Annotated in this window: 15 protein-coding genes; 2 read left to right on the top strand and 13 right to left on the bottom strand. The window is 49.7% G+C overall.

Going from position 1 to position 23,773, the window contains the following annotated elements:
* Positions 1–81 precede the first annotated feature (81 nt).
* From G8759_RS32325 to G8759_RS32270, 12 genes are all read right to left on the bottom strand, one after another.
* Positions 82–2,259 carry an alpha-amylase family protein gene (locus G8759_RS32325; RefSeq protein WP_167217408.1) on the bottom strand — a complete coding sequence of 726 codons (2,178 nt, stop codon included), beginning with the start codon at positions 2,257–2,259 and terminating at the stop codon, positions 82–84.
* Between the two features lie 108 nt (positions 2,260–2,367).
* The gene (locus tag G8759_RS32320; protein ID WP_167217406.1) at positions 2,368–3,807 is read right to left on the bottom strand and encodes a RagB/SusD family nutrient uptake outer membrane protein; all 1,440 of its coding nucleotides are present in this window, start codon (positions 3,805–3,807) and stop codon (positions 2,368–2,370) included.
* Between the two features lie 29 nt (positions 3,808–3,836).
* Positions 3,837–7,358, bottom strand: a complete 3,522-nt coding sequence (locus G8759_RS32315; RefSeq protein WP_167217404.1) for a SusC/RagA family TonB-linked outer membrane protein — start codon at positions 7,356–7,358, stop codon at positions 3,837–3,839.
* Between the two features lie 92 nt (positions 7,359–7,450).
* Positions 7,451–8,452: a FecR family protein gene (locus G8759_RS32310; RefSeq protein WP_167217402.1), complete on the bottom strand. Its 1,002-nt coding sequence runs from the start codon at positions 8,450–8,452 to the stop codon at positions 7,451–7,453.
* Positions 8,453–8,582: 130 nt separating this feature from the next.
* Complete coding sequence (locus tag G8759_RS32305; protein WP_167217400.1) at positions 8,583–9,173, bottom strand: RNA polymerase sigma factor; 591 nt, start codon at positions 9,171–9,173, stop codon at positions 8,583–8,585.
* Between the two features lie 95 nt (positions 9,174–9,268).
* Entirely contained in the window at positions 9,269–11,467 is a 2,199-nt protein-coding gene (locus tag G8759_RS32300) for a hypothetical protein (protein WP_167217398.1), read from the bottom strand.
* A gap of 54 nt (positions 11,468–11,521) precedes the next feature.
* Positions 11,522–13,231: a GMC oxidoreductase gene (locus tag G8759_RS32295; protein WP_167217396.1), complete on the bottom strand. Its 1,710-nt coding sequence runs from the start codon at positions 13,229–13,231 to the stop codon at positions 11,522–11,524.
* 66 nt (positions 13,232–13,297) lie between these two features.
* On the bottom strand, positions 13,298–13,852 hold the full coding sequence (locus tag G8759_RS32290) for a gluconate 2-dehydrogenase subunit 3 family protein (protein ID WP_167217394.1): 555 nt from the start codon (positions 13,850–13,852) through the stop codon (positions 13,298–13,300).
* Between the two features lie 63 nt (positions 13,853–13,915).
* Positions 13,916–15,367, bottom strand: coding sequence for a RagB/SusD family nutrient uptake outer membrane protein (locus tag G8759_RS32285; RefSeq protein ID WP_167217392.1), 1,452 nt, complete (start codon positions 15,365–15,367; stop codon positions 13,916–13,918).
* Between the two features lie 72 nt (positions 15,368–15,439).
* Positions 15,440–18,940, bottom strand: coding sequence for a TonB-dependent receptor (locus tag G8759_RS32280; RefSeq protein ID WP_232074035.1), 3,501 nt, complete (start codon positions 18,938–18,940; stop codon positions 15,440–15,442).
* Between the two features lie 211 nt (positions 18,941–19,151).
* A complete protein-coding gene (locus G8759_RS32275) occupies positions 19,152–20,276 on the bottom strand; it encodes a FecR family protein (RefSeq protein ID WP_167217390.1) in 1,125 nt (374 codons plus the stop codon).
* Positions 20,277–20,392: 116 nt separating this feature from the next.
* Positions 20,393–21,010 (bottom strand): RNA polymerase sigma factor, encoded by a 618-nt coding sequence (locus G8759_RS32270; RefSeq protein WP_232074034.1) that lies wholly within the window; start codon positions 21,008–21,010, stop codon positions 20,393–20,395.
* Between the two features lie 249 nt (positions 21,011–21,259).
* On the opposite strand from G8759_RS32270, the gene G8759_RS32265 reads away from it, so the two are divergent.
* Together G8759_RS32265 and G8759_RS32260 are read left to right on the top strand one after the other, a co-directional pair.
* The gene (locus tag G8759_RS32265) at positions 21,260–22,300 is read left to right on the top strand and encodes an NAD-dependent epimerase/dehydratase family protein (protein WP_167217388.1); all 1,041 of its coding nucleotides are present in this window, start codon (positions 21,260–21,262) and stop codon (positions 22,298–22,300) included.
* Positions 22,301–22,361: 61 nt separating this feature from the next.
* On the top strand, positions 22,362–22,706 hold the full coding sequence (locus G8759_RS32260) for a DUF4260 domain-containing protein (RefSeq protein WP_167217386.1): 345 nt from the start codon (positions 22,362–22,364) through the stop codon (positions 22,704–22,706).
* Positions 22,707–22,726: 20 nt separating this feature from the next.
* Here the strand turns inward: G8759_RS32260 and G8759_RS32255 are convergent, their stop codons facing one another.
* Positions 22,727–23,767, bottom strand: coding sequence for an AraC family transcriptional regulator (locus tag G8759_RS32255; RefSeq protein WP_167217385.1), 1,041 nt, complete (start codon positions 23,765–23,767; stop codon positions 22,727–22,729).
* Positions 23,768–23,773 lie beyond the last annotated feature (6 nt).

The raw sequence follows: 23,773 nt of genomic DNA, 5'->3' as shown, positions 1-23,773 counted from the left end.
CAGGCTTAAATCTTTATAGATTTAACCTAAACCTATAAGGTTTCAAAAACCTTATAGGTTTGAGATAGGTCTGATTAGTTATTACGCTAAATCCAGCGCTACAATCTCGTGATCGAGGATTTTGGGCACTGTCACCGTTACTTTACCCCCTTTTAACTCAAATTTAGGCTTTTGATCGCTCATAAGTAGCTTTACCCCCGTTACTTTTGCGCCTGCAGGAACCGTGATGCTGACCTGTGCTTCTACGGGTATCAACTCCCGAAATGGACCCTTCATCATCATGGGGTTGGTTAGGTTTACCAGGTGTACCGTCATCGAGTTGGCCTGCCGCCATACGTTTACATCAATTACACCCGGCCCCATTACGGCCGCAACTGGTTCTTCGTCGAGCGCCCAATTCACGACATTACTCAGAAGTTGGCCGTGATCGGTGCCCATCAGTTGCCAGAATGATCGGTCCAGATCGCCGGGAATGTAGGCTACCCGTCCTTTTCCCACCTGCCGCAGGTATAGCTCCCGCGTATCAGTTTCAGCGACGCGTGGATACACATCCTCCATCGGTAAGTCAGGATAGGTTGGAATCAGTGTAATCGGGCTGGGAAACGTAGCCGTTGGTTTTACGTTGACTTTGTAAATCGTGTTGATGATCCGGGGCGTATCGTCCAGCCCTTTCAGAATCAGCTGTGTCTGACTGTTTTTCGCATCCTGACGCAGTTGCAGGTAGCTGTTCCGTAGAGGTCCTTCTACTTTCTGGTCATACGAAACCCCGAACAAACTGGCTAAGCCGAAATCGGAGCGTTGTTTGCCCTCTTCGTCATACAACGATGTTTCGAAGGTAGATACAATACTGCCGCCATTGTCCACAAAGGCTTGTAACTGTTTGCACTGTGTGTCTGAAAGCGCTGCGATATTGGGGAGGATCAGCAGTTTGAACCGCTTGAGGTCTTCGGGCGTCAGCAGCCGGTCGTTCACCATGTCGAACGGAATACGGTTCTCCACCAGGTTGTGGTACATGCCGTCAAGATGGTCACCGCTTTTCTGCTGCCAGGGTTTTCCGCCGTAATTGCGGTCGGTTTGTTCCGAATAAACGATGCCGACTCGAGCTAACGACGCCGTGTTGCGGAGGTATTTCTCGTTTTTATGGTAGCCTTCATACAGTTTGGCTACGGCTTCCATCCATCGTTTGTCGTAAATGTCGCCCCCGAACTTCACAAAGCAGGGGCGCATGCCATTGGCTGTACCTTCGGCTACCCAAATCCTGATTTCGGCATCGTTCTGAACCGAATCTTTCCAGCGGAACTCTTCTTCTATACCGACGCTAAAAATACCGATCAGCGGTTTTAGACCCAGTGTTGAGCGGAGTTCTTTGGCTCCTTTTCCATTCGCCCAGGGGGGCGTAAGACCGCGCCGGGCCTGTTGGTCGGCGAAGAAGAGATCGGCTTCTTTGCCGGTCATTACTTTATCAGGGAACCCGTTGGGAATGAAGCGGGCCGTCGGCTTTTGTTTCCGAATGCCTGCATCCCACACCGACCACACTTCACGTAAGCGTTTCATACGCCAGTCAGCCCATTTGCGATACGTTGGATCGAGTTTGTCGGCAGCCTTGGGCAGTTCGAGGCCGGAGGCCGTTTTGAAATTAGTCTTGCAGTGTTCGCAGTAACAAATGTCATGGCCATGCCAGCGGTTCGAGAAAATACCTTCGGGCTGGAATTTTTCCATGATTTCCTGATTCACCTGCGTCATGAAATCAAAATTATAAGGTCCCAGGGCGCAGGTGACCCACAAATCCGGGTTGGCCCAGTGACGGCGTTTCTGACCGTCGACAGTAACGGCGATCCAGTCGGGGTGAGCGTTGTAGACATCCTGCCGGACAGCGTGTGGATCGGTACGCAGCATGATTTTCATGCCCTGTTTTTTGCAGCCCTCCACCAGGTAGCCCAACGTATCGGAATTACCCATAAAATCGCTGCGGTGATGCAGGGGAATTTTAGTCGGATAAAAGGCTACAATGCCACCCGCGCTCAACAGAGCGCCATCGGCATGAATACGTTTGAAATAGTTGAGCCAGAAATCAGGATCATAATGGCCGGGGTCACGTTCCACAAAGGCAAGTTGTGCCCATCGCATGGGGCCGTCGAGCCAGAAGGTTTCTGTTGGGGCTAGTATACGGGTTGCCGGATTGGCCAGGGCAGACGGACCCGTAAGGGCAAAGGCACCTCCGACGAGGCCAGTGGTTTTAATGAAATCTCTTCTTTCCATAGTGCATGTGAGCCTAATGGCTCCAGATAATGTTATCGCTTATGAGGTGCCTCGTGTCTATTTCGTTGATTAAAACAATAGTGTGGATAGTCGGAACAAAACAGGTCTTTATTCATATCCTGGGTTCTGCGGGAACAGGGTACGATTGTTCATGAGTTGAATCTGGCCCAGTGGAACAGCAAAAACGGTCATGTATTCTTTCATACCCAGCGATTTAAGCGTATCGAAAGCGCGGCCCGTTCTGACCAGGTCGAACCAGCGAACGCCTTCAAATGATAATTCTAACCGGCGTTCCAGGTAAATCTTTTCGCGCAACTCATCTTTCGCCAGATTACTGTATCCGGTCAGACCCGCCCGAGTCCGAACCTGATTGATAAAAGGAAGAGCCTGAGCGGTTTTACCGTTTTCATTCAGCGCTTCGGCATAAAGCAGCAGCACATCGGCATAGCGAATCACTTTCCAGTTAGCCCGGCTGTCATTGGCCGTTCCTACGGGCGTAATGTATTTCCTGGTGTAAGCCTGCGACGTTGCCGAGGGCAGTTTTACAAAAGCGCCGGTCTTATCGATAAAGCCATCTTTTTGCACAGTGATGTCTTTTCGTTTATCGTCGGCTGTGAAGATGGCGAACAAACCAGGCGAAGGCGAATTCGTTTCGGTCAGTCCTCCTTTTACACCATAGACATCGGCCATGGCTGCCGAATTTGGGAAAAACCGATTGGTGAAAACACTGCCTTCGCCAATACCTTCTTCGTACTCAATGTCGAAGATGTATTCGTTGTGGTGCTCGTTTTTCGTGTAATCGAACAGATCGTTGTAGTTCGGTAGGAGCGAGTACCCGAGTGTCGTTATTTCCTGTAGTTTGGTTTCGGCTTTTACAAAATCCTTACGGGTCATGTAAACGCGGCCCAGAATCGCTTTGGCTGCCCCTTTGGTAGCTCGTCCAACATCGGCTCCGGTATATTTGACCGGCAGGCCATTTTCGGCATCCAGAAGGTCTTTAATGATTACCTCATCGTAGATCTTATCGGCTTTCTCGCGTGCCTGGGTATAGGCTTCGGCCGTTGTTACGGGTTTGGTCAGCAGCGGTACGTCGCCAAATATCCGGACCAGATCGAAATACGCAAATGCCCGTAAAAACTTCGCTTCAGCAATGTGGCGGGGTTTATTCGTAACAACGGCCGCATCAGCACTTTCAATTTTTGCCAGGATGATATTCGTGCGGTTGATGATGTTGTAATAGTTCCGCCAGGTTGTTTTCAGAAGATCGTTATCACTGCTTAGGATAAAGGCATCCGAAAAATACCAGGGGTCAGTTTTTACGACTTCCTGCCGCGAGTCATCACCCCGTGCATCGCCATAGATCCAGAAGTCCTGATACTGCGTTTGGAGCGTGTTGTAAGAAGCCACAACCGCATCCTGAAAATCTTTATCTGTTTTGTATAAAGCATCCACGCTCACGGTGGCTACGGGCGGAATTTCAATAAATTCTTTACTGCACGACACCATCAGGAGAGATGTCAATGCGACAAGGCTAAGTAGCTTTTTCATCGTCGTGGTTTTTGGGAGGATGACTGACATCAGAAAGTAACGTTTAACCCAAATAGAAAACTCTTTGCCAATGGGTAGTTATTGAGATCGATACCGGGTGTGAGCGCATCGCCACTGCTGCTGACATCGGGATTGAACGAGGTGTTTTTTGTGAAAATAAACGGATTGTTCGCACTCGAATAAACCCGGATCGAGTTGAGTGAAAGCCGTTTAACGAAGTCGCCAGGTAATTGGTAGCTGAGCGTGATGTTGTTGATCCGCAGGTACGAGCCAGTATCGACATAGCGCTGATTCGACAGGCGAATGCCACCGGTCGGGGCATCGTTTGGTCGGGGTGTTACGCCATCGCCGGGGTCCTGCTCCGATTTCCAGTAGTTTGCCTGCGTCGACAGGGTGCGGCTGCGCGACCGGGTGAGCAGTGTAATGTTACGGGCTGTACTGATCACTTCATTCCCTTGTGTTCCCTGAATATTGATGCTGAGACTGATGTTTTTGTATGACAACCGATTGGTCATGCCGTAGTAAAAATCGGGGTAGGGGCTACCCATAATGGTGTTATCATAATTGTTGATGATTCCATCGGGTGTGCCATTAGGACCGCTGACGTCGACAAATCGAATGTCACCCGGCCGCGACCGATCCGGTGCTCCTGGATTGTAAACCGGACCTTTGTCTACTTCGGCCTGGGTTTTAAAGATGCCATCGGTTAAAAAGCCGTAGAACATGCCGATCGGCTGGCCAATCATGGTAATGTTCCGGCCCGAAATAATGGGATCGCCCTGTACGCCTAATTTAACGACCTTGTTTTGGTAGGTCGAGATGTTGAAATCAGTAGACCAGACCAGCTTGTTTTGCAGGTTCAGCGTACTGACAACAAACTCCCAGCCTGTATTTTTAACCTCACCGATGTTCTGCAATGCCGTGCTGAAGCCCGTGATATCAGGAACGTTTACGTTAAGCAGCAGATCGGTGTTCCTGGCCTGAAAATGGTCGATATTGACGGTCAATCGACGGTTGAAAAAGCTGGCATCGAGTCCAACGTTGAAGGATTTTTGTTTTTCCCAGGTTAGATTCGGATTGGCGGGCCGGGCGGGCGCATAGCCGCCGATGGCTACACCACCGAGCGTATATTTTTCGTAATTGATGGTCGGGTAGTGCTCGTAATTGCCGATGTTATTGTTGCCCGTTTCACCGTAACTCACCCGAAGTTTCAGTTCGCTCAAACTCCGGACGCTTTTCAGGAAATCTTCATCCGAAATACGCCAGGCAACGGCCAGCGAAGGGAATACGCCGTATTTATGACTGCTTCCGAAGCGCGACGAGCCATCGGTACGAATCGATGCTGTCAGGTAGTATTTGTCGCTGTAGTTGTAATTGACCCGTGCCAGATAGGAAAGCAATGACCACTGATAGGTACTGGACGAGCCATCGGTCAGAATACCACTGACAGCGCTTAGCGTGGGTACTAGATTGTTTGGAAACCGATTGCTGGCCAGGAAGTTCGACTCATTGGTTTCTTTCTGGGCCGTAAAACCAGCCAGACCCACCAGGTTATGTTTGCCGAAGCTCTTCCGGTAATTCAGCGTGTATTCGGTGAGCCAGTTCAGCGTACTTGACGTGCTGTCGGTACCAACAGCCGCGTTGTTGTAGAAAGCCGGAATCTGGGGCCTGAACCGCATCGCCTTCGTAGTATATGACGTGGCTCCCAGCATGACATTCAAGCTCAGGGCATCGGTGAATTTATACTCCAGATTGACATTGCCCAACATGCGCATTCCTTTTCGCTTTCCCTGAATTTCCAGCGCCAGCGCTACCGGATTGAGGAGAATGGTCGACGCATCGAGGTTCGAGTAAACGAAGTAACTACCATCGGCATTGTAGAGCGGATAATACGGCTGGGCCGAGGTTGCCTGCGCAATAATGCCGTCGTTATCACCACCACCCGGCCCGCTGGCCGTCACCACTTTTGCATCCGTATAGGCCGTATTGACATTCAACCGTACCGATAACTTATTCGTCAGTTTGGCATCAATATTAGCCCGTAGTGAATAGCGGTTAAAGTTACTGTTCAGAATAATTCCTTCCTGATTGAAGTACTCCCCGCTGATCGCATATTTCACATTTTCACTACCGCCCGATGCCGACAACTGATACTGGCTTTGCGGAGCCGTACGCAACACACCATCAAGTGCATCGGTGTTGTACGTATTTTTGCCAGACAGCACATCCTGAACGGTTTGTGGTACGGGAATGGCCCAACCCGTAAAAGGACCAGATACATTGTTCCCATTGTCGATATTGCGGTTCCGGATGCCGTCGAAGTAATATTGAGCCTGCTGATTTGCATTGAGAAATTCGGGGCGCTTCAATACATTCTGGAACCCATGATAGGTGTCGAAACTAATGGTTGCCTTGCCCGTTTTGCCGCGTTTTGTGTTGATGATGATAACGCCATTGGCACCCCGTGAGCCGTAAATAGCCGTAGCAGAGGCATCTTTCAGGATATCCATGCTCTCCACATCGTTGGGGTTCAGCGTCTGGATATTATCAATCGGAAAGCCATCGACAACATATAATGGGTTCGAACCGGCCGAGATGCTGCCAATGCCGCGGATCTTGATTTGCGGTGCCGCACCGGGATCACCACTAACCGTTTTTACCTGGACACCGGCTACTTTTCCCAGAAGCGCCTGATCGATCCGGGCAACGGCTAATTCCTTGATTTCCTGCGTGCTAACCGATCCGACAGAGCCCGTCAGATCTTTCCGTTTTACTGTACCATAACCAACAACGACAATCTCTTCGAGGGTTTTGTTATCTATCTTCAGAACTACATCCAGACTTGTCCGATTGCCAACCGTCACTTCCTGCGACAGATAGCCTACGAAGCTGAATATCAGCGTAGCCGCTGCGTTTGGTACGTCAATTTTATACCGTCCCTGCGCATCGGTTGTTGTTCCTTTCTGAGACCCTTTCAGAATAATACTCACGCCCGGTAGGGCTTCCCCTTTATCATCCGTTACGGCTCCCTGCACAGAAATGTCGGCCAATTGGACGGGTATTACCGGAATCTCACTGAGCCGCTGGAACCTGTCCTGCTCGGTTCTGGAATCCAGCGAGTTGTACAGTGAGCTCCCATCGGCGGATGCTTTTAACAGGCCCTTATCGATCGATTTCGGTTCGGCCGATGGTTTGACACCGTTGTTCGGCAGGAAAATCAGGTACGATTTTTTACCATATCGCTCGTAAATCAGCCCGAACGGTATCAATATACGTTCGAGCTTTCCTTCCAGGCTTTGCTTACTGTCGAGCAGACTCCGATCGACGGTTTTATTCTTCAGCAAATTGTCGTTGAACTCAAAAATCACTTTGTGATGCTTACTCAGCACATCCAGCGCTTCATTCAACGAAAGGCGCGTGGCGGATACTTCGCCCTGAAACGATGGCCGCGAATAGTTAACGGCAAACGTCTGGGCCCTGGCTGTCTCCGATAGCAGCAGGACGCCATGCAGCGACAAAAAAAACAGAACTGCTCGTAGTGATTGAGACATTCTTTTTTTAGGTTTAGGGTTTACAATTGATTACGCCCGTCCTTATGCTACTCGTCCGGCAAGACCTCAAGCATCAGGGCGGGATTTTTTTATCACTTCAGGTGAAAAACTTTTCCATCCTTATGAATAGCAATGGGATACATTTTTTCGAGCTTGTCAAAGAAGACCTCGGCCGAGTCGGCGGGGAATGAGCCCGTAAACGTTTCCTGTTTTAGGGCCGGATTGTCGATCACTACGTCGATATCATACATATCTTTCATCATCTCGGCGAGCTCGGTCAACGACTTCTGTTTGAAGAGAATAACTTTTTCTTTCCACGACGTATAGTCTTCAATCTGGATCGCCTGTTTCACCAGCGGGGCTTTTTGGGCAACTCGGCTTACCTTTTCGCCGGGTTTAAGTACTACGGCATTCGTCGTATTCTGCTCATCGACCACTTTTACGGAACCGTGTTCCAGTGCGATGTCAATCTTTTCCCGGCGGTTAATCACGTTGAAGGCAGTGCCTAACACCTGGATGGTCAGGTTGTTGGCGTGCACAACAAACGGCACTTTCCCGGCTTTCACAATTCGTTTGGTAACGTCAAAGAAGGCCTCACCTTCAATCCAGACTTCCCGGCTGGGTTTTTCTAAAAAGTCATTGGCAACCTTTAGGGTTGAGTTGGCATTCAGCGTTACGGTTGACCCATCGGCTAACTTAATCTGGCGCATTTCACCAAATGAAGTCCTGATTTCCTGATCGCTCCAGCGCGAATAAAACAGCCCTACACTCCCGAGCACCAGAACAATACTGGCTGCTGCGACCCAGCCCAATCGGCGCCAAAGCGGGATAACAGGAGCCTCTTCTTTTATGTTCTGAATTAGATTCGCCTGTATGGTCTGCCACATCGCTGCCCGCTCAGCCGGACTCCATGTTTCGGTGAAGGAGACATTCTGAACAATCCATTGTGCCTTCTTGACGATCAACCGCTTTTCTGGATGGTCGACCAGCCAGTTTTGCCAGAACGATTCGCTTTCGATGTCCTGTTCAAGAACCCATCGCTGAAAAAAATCGTCGGCAGCAAAATCTTCTTCGTTAAAGTCAGGATAGTTCATAACAAAAAAATAAAGAGAAGGCTGTGTGTGGCTACGAGTACATAGAAAGCCGAAATCGGTTTTCGTAACCTCCGAAAAAGGAAAATTTTTCTAAAAAATAAACAAAATCATTTAACTGTTTGATAATCAGTTAAATGGCAGATATAAGAAAAAAAGGCAGCAACAAATCAATGTTATGAATGAGTGCCTGTCGGAGCGCTTTGATGGCGCGGTGGATCGTGTTTCGAAGTACCTGATAATCAAGGCCGGTGAGCCCTGTTATTTCCTCGTAGCTCATTTTGTCGAAAAAGCGGAGGAAGATAACCTCCTGCTGCCGAGGGGGTAATGCCCGGACGGCGGCCTGCAATTTTCGAACGTTTGCTTCTGCAACTTCCTCAAAGTCAACACCCGGCTGATCATCGACAGCGAGGGTATGATCAGGAAACAGGTCGGTGGTGAGCCGCGCGCTCATGACATCTTTTAGAATAATTCGGCGCAGCGAAACCATGAGGTAATACTTGACTGACTGAGGGACGGTCAGATTTTCACGGCGGTTCCAGATTTGAATGAAGAGCTCCTGAACAGAATCCTGTACGAGTTCGCGGTTGTAAGCAACCGATAGACCGTATTTTAACAACCAGTCGGCATACCTTTCATAAAAGAAAGCCAATGCGTTCGGTTCTCCACGCAGGAGCCGTAGCCACCAGCTTGTTTCGTCTTCCTGTTGAACGGCGGAATTCATTACATGATTAGCAGAAACCATTTCGTTGAACCGGTTAGCAAGTTAAACAGAGTACGTGGCTTTGTGGTATAATTTCATTCTGGTATTTGATTTTATCACTGTTTACCGACCAGACTGGCTTCTTCTGCTAGTCGGATGTCGCGTTCAACCTGTGGCAGATAATTCGGCCAGAAAAAGCGTTTCGCGTCCTTATAGGCGTTTTCTTTCGATACATACCCTTCAATATAAGGTACTTCGTGGTAGTGACTGGCCGTGATTTCGCTGACCTTTTGCCAGTGATCCCGACACTTCGTTAATAAGTCAATTGCCTGCTGTTGCTGGGCTTTATTCTGAGAAATCCGGTACGTCTGCAAGGCCACCCCGGCGCGGAGTTTATCGGCAAAATAACGGCTTAGATACGCCCAGGTTTCCAGATCTGCCAGTTCGCAGGCTAACGTAGGAGAGGAGCCCGGCCGTAGTTGCTGGACACGCGTGAGAACCGTTTTACTGTCGGCGTCGAGTAAATCGGCCAGCGCTAATGGGCTTACTTTGTCGGTCGAAATCGGTTTCTTTTCCTGAACCGACATAACGTAGTCTTTGATGGATAAATAAGCGGGGTCTAAGGTCTGATGATCAATTAATTCGTTGATCGAAATGAAGGAAGAAACATTGTCCTGAAAGCCTTTGCTGGCCGGGAATGGCGACAGAAATCCTTCTGAATACAGCGTATAATCCCAGGTCGATCCGAAAAAGGATGCCAACCGCAATGGCATTTGGCTCGCTGCCGCACTGGCCTCTACCATCGGCTTGCCCGATTTAAGCGCGTATCGGTTTGCAAAGCTGGCTTCAAATACGGCATCGGGCGTTGTGGGATCGTACAACAGACGTCCCCAGAGTTGATAGAACAACCATTGCTTCTCAAACGCGTAGTTCCAGGTACGGTGGGCGTTGGCAACGTGCGAATAATCTCTGGCCGGAATATACCCTTCTGAACCCACGAAATAGCCATTGACATAGGGAGCCGTATTTTGCGCAACATGCCGACGGATAAAATCGGGCTGCCCCCAGCGGAGAATGAAAAAATCCTCGTTCCGAATCATCCACTGAATGCGGTAATTTGTGGGTGTAGGATTCCAGTAGCCATCATCGCGCTTGCCGGAATGGGAGTCGTGCGTTAAGGCAAGCACCGGTGTCGAGTGCCCATGCGACCAGTTGAATTTAATTTCGACCAGGGTCGTATCAGGCAGATGGGCCTTATTGATGACGCGTCGCATTTCGGCCGGATCGGCAGAGAGCACCGATCGGTGCAGGAATTTGACAGGGCGGTTGGCTGCTTTAATTCCCGCTACAATGGTTTCTTCCAGCCAATCTTCCCGGTCTTTGGGCGTCATGTCGGGCAAGGTCGATCCTTCGGCCTTAAAATTGCTCATCCAGTCGGCCAGCGTAATGCCGATACCCGCCAGATCAGGGTATTCGTTGATCACCTGCGTAACGACTTCGCGGGTGTATCGCTTCACGATAGCTGAGGTATCGTTTCGTTCGTTAACGCCGTAATGTTTCGCAAATTCGGGCGATACGGCAATATTCCAGTTGACAATATACGGTTCGACGCCCCGCTCTTTGGCCATTCGAAACAAAGCGGTCCACAACTGTTTCCACTCGGCCATTTCCTTGTCGGAAAAGCTATTGGCTTCGGGGAAGTTAGTGGGCTTTACCATGAACGGAAACGGATGGATGTTCCAGAGTGACAGTACGTTAAAATGGTTTTCGGCCATCTGGTCCAGTAGCTTCTGCCAGTATGTCAAATCTTTACACACGTCCGTATGCACCTCCATTGCTGGACCGGAGCGGTAGGACGACCACGGTAAATTGACTTTCAGAGCGCGTACGGTAAAGTGAGGGTTTACGGTCTTAGAGGCCAGTGTCTTCCAGGTTTTACCCATGCTGATCTGCTCCGCGACATCTAAAGCGGCATACATCGCTCCCACCGGATCGACGGCCGTTAGCTGAAGCTGCCCGGCCTGGTAACTAATTCGGTAGCCCTCCTCGCGAATCGTTGGCTCAGCCTGGGCGGGCCGTACCTGAATCGTGATATTCCCTGTTTTTGCCTGCGTTGTACGTGCCTCTGTCCTGACGGATTGACCAGCCTGTTGAAGTGCTTTCTCCAGGTGATCTACTCCAAAACGAAGCGGTTTGCTGCTTGTATCGAAGCTAATGGCTACCTGAGCATTCTTGCCGCCTGTTGCCTGTGCGAACACAAACGGCGGGAAAGACACCAGCACGCAAACCCAAAAAATAATGTATTGCCTTTTCATCAGTTGGTATAGTTTGTTGTTCGGCATAGTCAAACCAGGGCTATGCCGAACAACTCAAAGGCTTCTGGCTTTTAACTGCTCGACCGCATAGCTGGCTGCCCGAGCCGTCAGCGCCATGTAGGTCAGCGAAGGATTTACATTTGAGGCCGAAGTCATTGCTGATCCATCGGTGACGAATACATTTTTGCAGGCGTGTACCTGATTGAATTTATTGAGCACCGACGTTTTTGGATCTTTACCCATGCGGGCCGTTCCCATTTCGTGAATGCCCAGGCCCATGTGTGCGACGGGATTGTCGTAAGGAACCACATTTTTGAAGCCAGCCGCTTCGAGCATTTCCGCCCCATCGTTCATGATATCTTTGCGCATGGCCCGTTCATTTTCGCCAAAATCAGCATCGAAAACGATCTGAGGTAGCCCCCATTTGTCTTTCTGATCTTCGCTGAGGTAAAAGCGGTTGTTTGGATTGGGAAGCACTTCGCCGAACCCGCTAAGGTTAATTTTCCAGGGGCCGGGCTGCGTCATTTTCTTCTTGAAGTCAGCGCCAAAGCCCGTTTCCGTTGCCCCTCGTGACCAGTCGGCGCGGGAGGCTCCACCCTGATACCCAAAGCCCCGCAGGTAATCGCGTTTGTCGTTGCCCCAGTTTCGGAAACGGGGTATGTACAAACTGCCCGGCCGCGCCCCAAAAAAGTAGTCGTCTTCGAATCCTTCGATGTCGGCCCGCGCACCAATGGCCAGGTGATGATCCATCAGGTTACGACCTAGCTGATCGCTGTCGTTGCCGAGCCCATTCGGAAAACGGGCCGATTTCGAATTCATCAGGATAGACGTAGAGCCAATGGTTCCGGCATTCAGGAAAATCAGTTTGGCGTAGAACTCACGCACTTCCAGCGTGTTCTGATCAATAACCCGTACGCCTTTGGCTTTCTGGGCTTTATCGTCCAGAATAATTTCCTTGACGATCGCATTGTGCACGATGGTGAGCCGATTGGTCTGTCGAGCCGCCGGTATCGTTGCAGCCAGTGAGCTGAAATACGCGCCAAACGGGCAGCCGCGCGAACACCGGTTTCGGAACTGACAGCTAGCCCGGCCAACGGCGGTATGCCACGGCTGAGGCTTGGTCAGGTGGGCAACCCTACCAATGGTGATCGGGCGATTCAGTTTCTGGGCTACCGATTTTTTTAGATGAATTTCGGGCGCGGTCATGGCCATGGGCGGCAGGAAATTGCTGTCGGGCAACACCGCTAATCCTTCGGCCTGGCCACTGATTCCCACAAACTTTTCGACGTAATTGTACCAGGGAATGAGGTCATCGTACCGGATCGGCCAGTCTACACCAAGCCCCTGTTTCGCATTCGCCAGAAAATCTTCGCGATTCCAGCGGTAGGTATGCTTGCCCCACAACAGTGATTTCCCGCCCGTATGGTAGGCTCGAATCCAGTTGAAAGGCCGCTTCTGGATGTATGGATTTTCCTTGTCGTTGCTATAGAGGTATTGCGAACCTTCCTTGGCCGAAAAGTACATGGTCGCATAATGCTCTTCGGCGGCCACAATGGGTATTTTGCCGCGATGCTCGAACTCCCACGGATCTTTCATGGCCGTTTTGTAATCTTCGACGTGCTTGAGTTCATAGCCTCGTTCGAGCACCAGTACTTTCAGGCCTTTTTCGGTCAGTTCTTTAGCGGCCCAGCCCCCGGTCATCCCCGATCCAACAACAATGGCATCGTAGGTCTGGGCTTTATCTGCTTTGATATTCAGGTTCATCGTGTTCAAATGGGTGAAAGAGTGAAGGATTGCCGCAACGGACGTTGACAGGGTGATGTTCAGTGATTAGGCCTGATTGCCGTACATGAAATCTTTTTGCCCCGGTTTGATTTTAATCGCTTCGAATCGCCCCGGTATTGGCTGGTAATCGAACGATGCTTTAACGCCCACTTCGGAGGTGTAATAGCCAAGGAGAGTCAACTCTTTGGTGATGAGCCAGAACGACGAATCACTAGTTTTCTGCGCTTCCGCTTCGACCTGTTTTAGAAGGGCCGTTTGCTGATCGGCCGATAACTTCAGGAAGCCTTTCTGTTCCAGTGCGCCTACTCCGGCCAAAAACGTATCCTGAGCGGGCTTTCGGTAGCAGTCGCGAAGCATAACCTCCATGAAATCGGGCACACCCGCATCGATGGCTCCGGGGGTATCGGTGCGTGGAATGATCAGTTCAGCAACGCGAGCCATGATCTCATGCTGCGTTTCAGTCAGAAATGAACCTGATTGGCGAAGAGCAGTGGCCTGGCTGCCAATCTGTTCCCAGCGGTTCATGGCCTGTAGAGTTGGGGCCGAAAATACTCCTCCGAGTATCCAGGCTACGTGCGTTACTGCTTCCCGTCTGTTCATTCGCTTATTGATTAAGTTAGGCTGGCCTTGTAAGAGTTGCCTATAAAAGGCCAGTATATCGGTTTAATACCCAGGATTTTGCTTGATTTTGTCTTTATTGATGTCAATCTGGCTCTGTGGAATGGGGAAAACCAGATTGTTGTTGGTCAGTACATTGACCAGCCGAATCTGGTCTTTTTTGCTATTCATCACCGTAACCGCCCGCCCGGTGCGAACGAGATCATACCAACGTTGGCCTTCAAACGCAAACTCTACGCGTCGTTCCTGTTCCATCGCCAGCCGGAACGACTGCTGATCAGGAATGTCGGTCGCGGTTTTAGGTTTCAGGCCAGCCCGACTCCGAATCAGATTCAGGTACGTCAGCGCTTCACCCGTTGCCTGATAACCGACTTCGTTCAGGCTTTCGGCGTACATCAGCAGCACGTCGGCGTAGCGAATGATCGGAATGTTGTTCCCATTGTCGTTGTTGACAACTGGTGTATCGAAATACTTTTTTACATAGTTAGCCTGTACCGTCTGCCCGCTTGCGTTGACGTAGGACGTAGCCAGCGAAACGTCTTTGCGTACATCACCCGTTTCAAAAGCCTTTATCAAATCATCGGTGGGTTGGTTGTTGCCGTTGCCACTAAACGCAATGACTGAATTACCCGAGTTTTGGGGAGCAAACAAGTTGGGCCAGGGGTTGCCTTCACCCGATCCACCCGATTTGTACTGCACATCGAAAACCGATTCTTTGTGATTTTTATTGCTCACTTTGAACACGTCGGCGTAGCTCGGCAGAATGGTATACACGTTCAGATCAATGACTTCTTTGAGTTTGGCAACCGCCTGCGCATATTTTTTTTCTGTAAGATAGACTTTGCCTAAGAGGGCCCTGGCGGCACCCTTGGTTGCCCGCCCAATATCGACACCCGTGTAGGAAACCGGCAAGGCGCCTTCGGCATCGGCGAGATCTTTCTCAATTTGCGCATAAACCTCCGTTTTTGGATTCCGGGAGTAGGCGTAGCCTTCGTCAGGATCATTGATGGCCTTGGTAACCAGCGGTACATCGCCGAACGTTTGCACCAGATTAAAATAGATCAACGCCCGCAGAAACTTAATTTCACCAATGTTGCGGCTCTTCAGACTTTCGTCCATGGTGATACCGCCAATTTTATCCAGAATCGTGTTGTAGCGGGCAATGGCCGTGTAGCTATCATTCCAGCGACCATTTATGTACGGATTGGTCGTTTTAATATAGAAACGGTCGAATTCATCCTGATCGGTGATTGACCCCGACGCCACCGGCAAAGTATTATCGGAAGCTATTTCGGCGAATACATAGCTATTTCCTGCAACACCGTCGGCCTGTAGAGCCGCATAGCTACCACTCACGGCGTTTCGGATATCGTCGCCCGTCTTGTAGAAATTGTCGGTTGTGGCGTTCGAAATGGGTTTTAAGTCCAGAAATTGCTGACTGCATGAACAGATCGTCAGCGAAATCAGCAGAGTCGTAAGGATTTTATAGGTCTTCATGATTGCGAATGCGTTGGTTAATTGTCGGATTCTCACTGAAACTGTGGCACGGGTTTCTGAGAAAAACCTGATTTAAAATCCTGCACTGATACCAAACGTGAGCGTACGAGCCAGCGGGTAAGCGCCATAATCGATACCAGCCGATAGCGGACTTTCATAGTTGCTCACTTCGGGGTTGTAGTTCAGATACTTCGTCCAGGTATACAGGTTCTGTGCAGATACGTACACCCGTACCTGTTGAAGTTTGACCTTGCTGAGCAGGGTTGTTGGCAGCCGATAACCTAAGCTAACGTTCTGAATCCGCACATAACTGGCATCTTCTACCCAGCGCGATGAAATGGCGTTGTTGTTACCAGTGGTTCGTTCGTTCGCCCGTGGCGTGATGCCATCGCCCGGATCACTCTCCGAACGCCAGCGATGCAGAGCCGTAGTCAACTGGTTCTGATTGCCTTCCATGTTGTCGAAATACCGGCGACCCAGATTCAGAATTTTGCCGCCCTGCGTTCCCTGTATGGCAATGTTCAGATCGAAACCTTTGTAGCTGAACGAATTGGTGAAACCATAAATAAAGTCGGGCTGGTTGTTTCCCAGAATTGTCCGGTCGTTGGCCGTGATTTTGCCATCTCCATCGATATCCGCATATTTTACATCACCGGGTTTGGACGTAGCATCGTGCGGATTGGCATCCAGATCCGCCTGATTCTGGAAAATGCCGAGTTGCTTGTAGCCATAAAAACTACCGATGGGTGCGCCGATCTGCGTAATATTGAGGTCGCTAATGCTGCCACTGGCTGTCCGGATGGGATCACCGTTGGGCCCCAACGCCAGCACTTTATTCCGATTGAAGGAAATATTGAGCGTTGTGTTCCAGATAAATCCTTTGGTGAAGTTGCGGGTGTTAATACCAAACTCCCAGCCTTTATTCTCCATTTTGCCAATGTTCTTGTAGGCCGTTGTGAAGCCCGTAAGCGACGGTACATTGACCGATAGAAGCAGGTCTTTGGTAATCCGATGGTAATAATCGACGATCAGATAAATGCGGTTATTGAACAAACCAAGATCGACACCAGCGTCGAATTGCTGGTTTTTTTCCCAACCCAGTTTCGAGTTCGCTAATGACGACGGGGCTAATCCGTTGATCAGGTTATTGTTGAAGCTGTAGTTGTCGGGTCGCAGCAGGGCCACATACGGATAATTATCCGAAAAGGCGTTGTTTCCCGAAAGGCCATAGCTAACCCTGAGCTTTGTTTCCGAGATTGCCCGAATGTCTTTCATAAACGACTCTTCGCTGACACGCCAGCCCAGCGAACCGGCCGGAAACGTACCCCAGCGATTTTCGGGACCGAAAATGGACGACCCATCGCGACGAACAGAGAGGTTGGCCAGGTACTTGCCTTTGTAGTTGTAATTAGCCCGGGCAAAGTACGAAACCGATGCATTGGCCGATTTGAATGACCAGGCCGTTGTGGTTGAACCTGTAGCGCTGGCATTCAGCGTTTCGACCACATCATTGGCGTAGGAACTCCCCGATGCACTGCTCGACTGAAACTTGGTCGAGGTGGCTTCCATACCCACCAGTGCTTCAATGTTGTGGACCGATTTAATGGTTTTATTGTAGCCGACTACCTGATTGAAAAGCCAGCTCAGGCCCTGATCGGAATAGGCTGTTCCCATAGCTGTAGTAGGCGGCAACAGGTTACTCAGTGGCATTCGGGAAGTCCGGTATGTATTTCGGCGATTGTCGCTAAAGTTAATGTTAGCCGATGCCCGGTAGTTGAAATTTTTCAGGAAGCCATAGTCTGCATACACATTTCCCAACAGATTCCCTGACGTATAGGGACTGCTATATTCGGTAATGTTTGCCAACGGGTTTGTAACGCCCGGCAGGTTGTAGGGAGCTGCCAGTGCCAGTTGTGATGAATACGATCCATCGGCTGCATAGGTCGGGGCCATCGGTATAGCGGCCAAAGCAGCGGTAATAATGCCCTGATTGAACCATTGATTTTCGGCCGTAACCTCCTGTGTGGTACGGTATGACGGATTCAGATTCAGCCCTACCTTCAATGTCGGCAATAAGTTTACTTCAACATTGGCCCGAAAAATATACCGATCGAGGCCCGATTTCAGGATAATACCATCCTGTTTCATATAGCTTCCACTGACCAGATAACGCGCTTTTTCGTTTCCGCCCGATACCGAAAGCTGGTAGCTGCTCATTTTGGCTTTTCGATAAATCAGATCCTGAAAGTCGGTATAAGGCAGGTTGGCTACTTTGGCCGGATCATCGTAGTTAAACCAGTCGAACAGGTCGCCCCGTGGGTAGCGATAGCGAAGGTAACTCGCTGGTCGAACGCTGTTTGGGTCAGTAATTTTTGCGCCCGGAACATTGTCGAGGTAAGCATTATTTGACCCTTCTTTGGCAAATTCGGCGTATTGCTGCGAGTTGAGAAGGTCGATTTTCTTCGTTACTTCCTGAAAGCCCGTATACACGTCGAAATTCACCAGTGTGCGTCCTGATTTACCCCGTTTGGTGGTAACAAGCAGCACACCGTTAGATCCTTTGGAACCATAAATAGCGGTGGAAGAGGCATCTTTCAATACGTCGATGCTTTCGATATCAACGCTATTGAGCAAACCGAATACCCCGGCACCAACAATGTTTCCATCGACAACGACCAGCGGTGATGTCCCCGCGCTGATGGAACCAAACCCTCTGACCTTGATGGTTGGCGCACTGCCGGGTGCGCCACTGCTTTGCTGGATAACAACACCCGGAATTTTGCCCTGCAAAGCCGTAGCAACGTTCGATACGGGCATATCTTTCACTTCGCCCATCGGTACCGAAGCAATGGCTGCTGTTACGTCGGAGCGTTTTTGTGTACCATAACCAACCACAACCACTTCGGCCAGCGATTTATTATCGGTCGACAGAATGACGGCCAGCGTTGACTGATTGCCGACCACAACCTCCTGTTTCAAATAACCTACAAAGCTGAAAACCAGCGTTGTTTCGGTATCGGTCATGTCGATCTTAAACTGACCCTGAGCGTCGGTTGTCGTACCTTTCTGGGTGCCTTTGACCAGAACATTGACACCGGGCAGGGTTTCGCCACCGGGATCGGAGACGGTTCCCGAAACCGTACGTACGGCTACTTCGGGTACACTGGGTAGCACGGCCTGGGCTTCGTCGAGCTGGGCAGATTTTGCCGGATGATCGGGTTTGATAATGATGTTACTTCCGCTTACTTCATACGTTAACTGGAGCGGTTTTAAGACCCGATTGAGTACGTCGGCCAGCGGTTCGGCCTGGCTACGCACGGATATTTTACGATTCGATTGAATCAGTTCAGGGCTAAATACAAATCGGGCATCAACCTGTTTTTCAATTTGGTGCAGCACTTTTTTAACATTCTGACCCTCAATCAGAATTGTAATTCGCTGATCGAGGAGCTGTTGAGCCCTCCCATCGCGCGCCCACGAAATTCCGGCTAAAGCACAGACCAGAAACCATTGGATGAGGGTGATACGCATGATTGTTAGAAGACTGTCATCTGCCAGTGATAGTTTTTTCATACCTTTGTCAGGATTTGTTGGGTGAACGGAAAATTCGACAAAATCCCCCTAATCCATTCATTGTCAGTGAATGACTTCGGCTTGTCAGGTCAGTAAGTAGGGGAGTTTCAGAGGTCAGCTATGCGGGAACATAGCTGACCTTTTTTACTGGATGGAGGTATTCATTTTTGGTTTGCCAAGGGTTTTTACGATTAGGAATACGAATAAAGTATTATTGACACCGTTGCCCGCCGGTAATAACGACCCGATTGCCCTGTAGGGAATATTGGGCATCGAGAGCTTTGCAAATGACCGACAGTTTTTCGTGGAAAGGCTGACCAACCAGTGAGGCCGATAGTGAACAGTTGCCCAGGGCCGATTCATTGTAAACGATATCGACACCATAGGCCTTTTCAAGCGTGCTGAACACCGCCGACACCGGCGTTTCATCGAAATCAAACGATTGCTTGGCAACGGTCAGCGTTCCGGGTTGAGCGAAGGTTGAGAGAGTATCCGCTTTGCGAACCAGTTGATGACTGTCTGTTAGGTATTCAGCGCTCTGATTTGGCGTCAATACCAGGCTATTTTGTTCAGAATCAGTGGTTTTTGGATTGGTCGATTCAGATTTCTCAAGTGAATAAACAGCTACTCGCCCTGTTTTGACCGCGACCTCAATGGGCTGATTTGTGTCGGGCGCGTCGATGAAAAAGCTGGTCCCCAGCACTTTGGTTGCTATGCCGCGCGTGTAGACCAAAAAAGGGTTTGCCGGGTCTTTCACCACTTCAAAAAAGGCTTTCCCGACCAGATACACTTCGCGTTGTTGAAGCTTGTTTGGATAACTGAGCCGACTGCCCGGCTGGAGCACAACTGAACTGCCATCGCTCAGAGAAATCGTCAGTGGAGTATCGTCATCGTTTCGGGTTTCTTTCAAAGCCGTTCCGGTGGGCACCGATTGCGTAAAGTGACGATAACCTTCCGGCTGATCTGTCTTCTGGCTATACCAATAGGCCGTAGCACCTAATCCCAGCACCAGTGCAATGGAAGCGGCCATCTGCATCCAGCTCCAGCCGGTTCGTGTAACCTGAACAAAAGGCATGGGTGCTTCTTCCTGACGAACGTGTTTCTGAATGGTCTGGCGCATCGACTGACTCTGTGCTTCCGATGGCAGGTTTGCTCCCGTTTGTTCGGACAGTACCAAAATGTATTGACGGGCCGTCTCGATCACTGGTTTCTGAGTCGGATAGCTTTCCAGAAATTGCTGCCAGTAAGCCTCCTGTTTTTCGTCAGGATACTTCACCCAGGCTATAAAGTCCGGGTCTTCCAGAAATTCGATCAGCGAGTAGAAGGCTTGTTTCATAACATGACAAAAACGGGATCTACGCAAGAAGTTATAGAACTATTTCCCCTTCATAAAGAAAGAAACAGAAAATGGCCCGTTGACCTCTTTTGTAGATAGAAATTTTTCTAAAAATTTTACAGATTCAGTAATAGCCAGAAAATCAGGAGCGAACCGATGAGCCAGTTCCGGTTCTGGCGAAGTGAAGTGAGTGCGCGATGGATGAAATTACGGACCGATTTTTCGTTAACGTCCATGATCTGGGCAATTTCGCTGATACCGAAATCATCGAAATAATACAGTGTCAGGGCTTCGACCTGCCGTTTCGGTAAGTGAGTAAGCAACTCCTGAATGCGCCGACTTACTAAATCTTTCGATTCCTGTTCGATCTGTACGGCTTCTTCGGCAATAGACATTGGCGTCTTCTCATCATCAGCCATGTCATCGATGCTTTCCGCTGTCTGATATTTGTCCTGCATCCGATGAATCCGGCGACGTAAGGATCGATACAGATAGAATTTGATGGAATTGATGTCTTCCGACAGCGTTGCCCGCATGCGCCAGACATCGATGAATACCTCCTGAACGGCATCTTCAGTCAGTGCTGAATCACTCACTAATTTAGTACCATAGTTGTATAAGGTGCGATGATAGCGGTCAAAAATGGCCGTAAATGCCGATTCGTCTCCGTCGCGAAGGCTACGCCAAAGTTGCTGATCGGTGGAGTTAATCCGGGAGGAAGGTAGACTGGCCACTGTGCTGCTGACAACCAATTACTCGTAGAGGACGATAATTAGATAAACTTAATTATAGATGCGCAAAATACAATTAGTTTATGGAAAGAGTTGCGTGTTGTGATAAAATAGCGGAATCAGCGTATGCAGGATAGGTTGACTGCTTTCCTGCACTTTTTCGCAATTGGTCAGTCGATTTGCGTCGTTTGTCAGCGACCGCCCGATGAGTTCATCAGACCTTTGTCATGTACTAATTGATTCACAACCATCATGAACGCAATTGCTGACAAACTGCCAACTATTCTTGTTCTGGGTGCTACGGGTAGCATCGGTTATGCCGTAACGGCTAACCTGCTCGATCGCCAACTGCCTGTTACTATCCTTGTCCGTAATCGGGCAAAGGCCGAGGCTTTGTTTCCGAATCAACCGACATTAACCATTATTGAGGGTGATGTACAGGATGCTGATTTGCTGAACCGGCTTGCGGCTGATAAAGACTTTATTTTTCATGGCATCAACTATCCCTACAATAAGTGGTTTGGCACGATGGACGTAGCCACTCAGAAAGTAATCGATGCCGCCAGACCAACGAAAGCAACCATCGTTTTTCCCGGCAATGTATATAATTTCGGCAATACAAAAGAGCCGATCCGGGAAGATAGCCGCCCAAATCCATGCACTCGTAAAGGCCGGTTACGTGTTGAGATTGAATCCCTTCTGGAACAGGCTGCAACCGCTGGCCAGTGCCGGGTGATGAACGTACGACTCCCCGACTTTTGGGGTCCTAATGTGTTGAATGCAGGTATTGCACCAATTTTTGAGAATGCACTGACCGATAAAGCCATGCCCTGGATTCTGAATGCCGATGTGCCACACCAGTTGGTGTTCACGAAAGATGCGGGCGAAATTATTGTCAGGCTCATGCTGCGCGAATGGGCTTTAGGCGAACAATCTACTGAACAACCCTATCAAGTCTGGAACTATGGTGGAATCACGTTGCCATCCATTCGGACATGGTTTGGGCAGATCAGTGCGCTGACCGGCAACCCGCTGAAAGTGCAGGTGTATAGCCATCTTCTGATTACCGTGTTGGGTTTGTTTATGCCCATTATGCGGGAGGTAAAAGAAATGCTGTACCTCTACGAAAACACCATTCTGCTCGACGATCGAAAGGTGATGGCCTTATTTCCTGATTTTCAGCCTACACCCATGAACGAGGCATTGACTGAAACCTTAACGTGGTTTGCAAAACACCAGTTGAAACAGCCATTTAAGCCAGTCGCCAGCCAGTCTTCAGTTCCTGGTTTTTAGCAGGCAATTTGCCATTGCTGATTGAAAGCCCCCAACTCCCTACTTTTTAAATCAAAAACTCATGAAAACGCTATTGAAATCCGAAGAGTTGATACAGTTTTTAGGCTCTATTTACCTGTTCTCGCGCCTTGATTTTTCCTGGTGGTGGTTTCCTGCCCTGTTGTTGCTACCCGATCTGAGTATGATTGGTTATGTCGTGAATCCGGCTGTTGGTGCGGTTTTCTATAATATTTTTCACCACAAAGGGTTAGGCATTGTAATCGGATTACTCGGCCTGATGATGGGTAATCAGAATCTGATGCTGGCAGGAATCATTCTGTTTGCGCATTCAAGTATGGATCGTACTATGGGGTACGGTTTAAAATACCCGGACAGTTTTAAACACACCAGTTTGGAAACGCTTTAAAGCCAGGATTGCCAGAGCGATTAAGCCGCCCGAGCCAGTCGATAAGCCCCCGGTGTTACGCCCATCCACTTTTTAAACGACCGGAAGAAAACACTCGGCTCGGCAAAACCCAGCAGATAAGCGATGTCTGTTGTGCTCAGATTTTGCTCCCGCAAATGTTGAATAGCAAGCTCTTTCCGGATCTCGTCCAGCAGTTGCTGGTAGCTGGTACCTTCTTCTTTTAGATGAAGCTGTAGGGTCCGAATGCCCATTGCCAGCCGGTCGGCTACGGTTGCCAGCGTAGGTTCTTCGCCTTTCATGAGCAACACAATTTCGGCTTTCACCCGGCTACTGAGTGAGGGCGTTTTGAGCTGGTTAAGCAGTCCCGTAGCATGTTGCTCAAACATGGCCGAGAAGGCAGGGTTGGCATTCAGAACCGGTGTATCAAGCCAGGATGCATCAAGAATAAAAGCCGTTACGTCTGCGTCGAACGTCAGGCGGGCTGGGCCAAAAACGCGCTCATGCTCGCTCGTGTTCAGGGGACGCGGATAGGCAAACCGGATCTCGGTAGCTGTAACGTGCTGGCCAGTTAAGGCGCGAATCGCCGACTGATAGATGGATAATTCGGAGTTGAGGGTAAATTCCGGATAAATAATGTCTGGACTGATAATGTGTAGCGACAGAACAAACTGGTCTCCTGAATGCTCGGAACGAACAACCTCCCCCCGCGTAGAAACGCCTTCGCAGACAATATCCTGGTATTGGCATAATTTCTCAAACGCTTTACCAAGTGTTGGGCTGTGCATCATCACATAAGCCAGCACACCAATGGCTACCGGATTGATCATTTCGCCAAGTTTCAGCGCAATACTTGAGTCGTCGGTAGCGGCAACGATCTCGCGCCAGAGTGCCTGTACCTGGCGAATCTGAACGCGTCCGTCGGGGTTACGCAACTCGTCGACGCTAATGCCTACCGTACGGGCCAGCGCGTCAGCATCAATTCCGCGTTGCCGGGCTGCAAACAAAATCAGATTGACGGAAGCAATCGAGAGCGTATTATTGTTGGTATTGGATGTAGTCACGGGTGT

The organism is Spirosoma aureum, from assembly GCF_011604685.1.
In the GTDB taxonomy this organism is placed as follows: Bacteria; Bacteroidota; Bacteroidia; order Cytophagales; family Spirosomataceae; genus Spirosoma; species Spirosoma aureum.
Note: the sequence above shows the minus strand (reverse complement) of the source record. Positions and strands in the feature narration are given on the sequence as shown.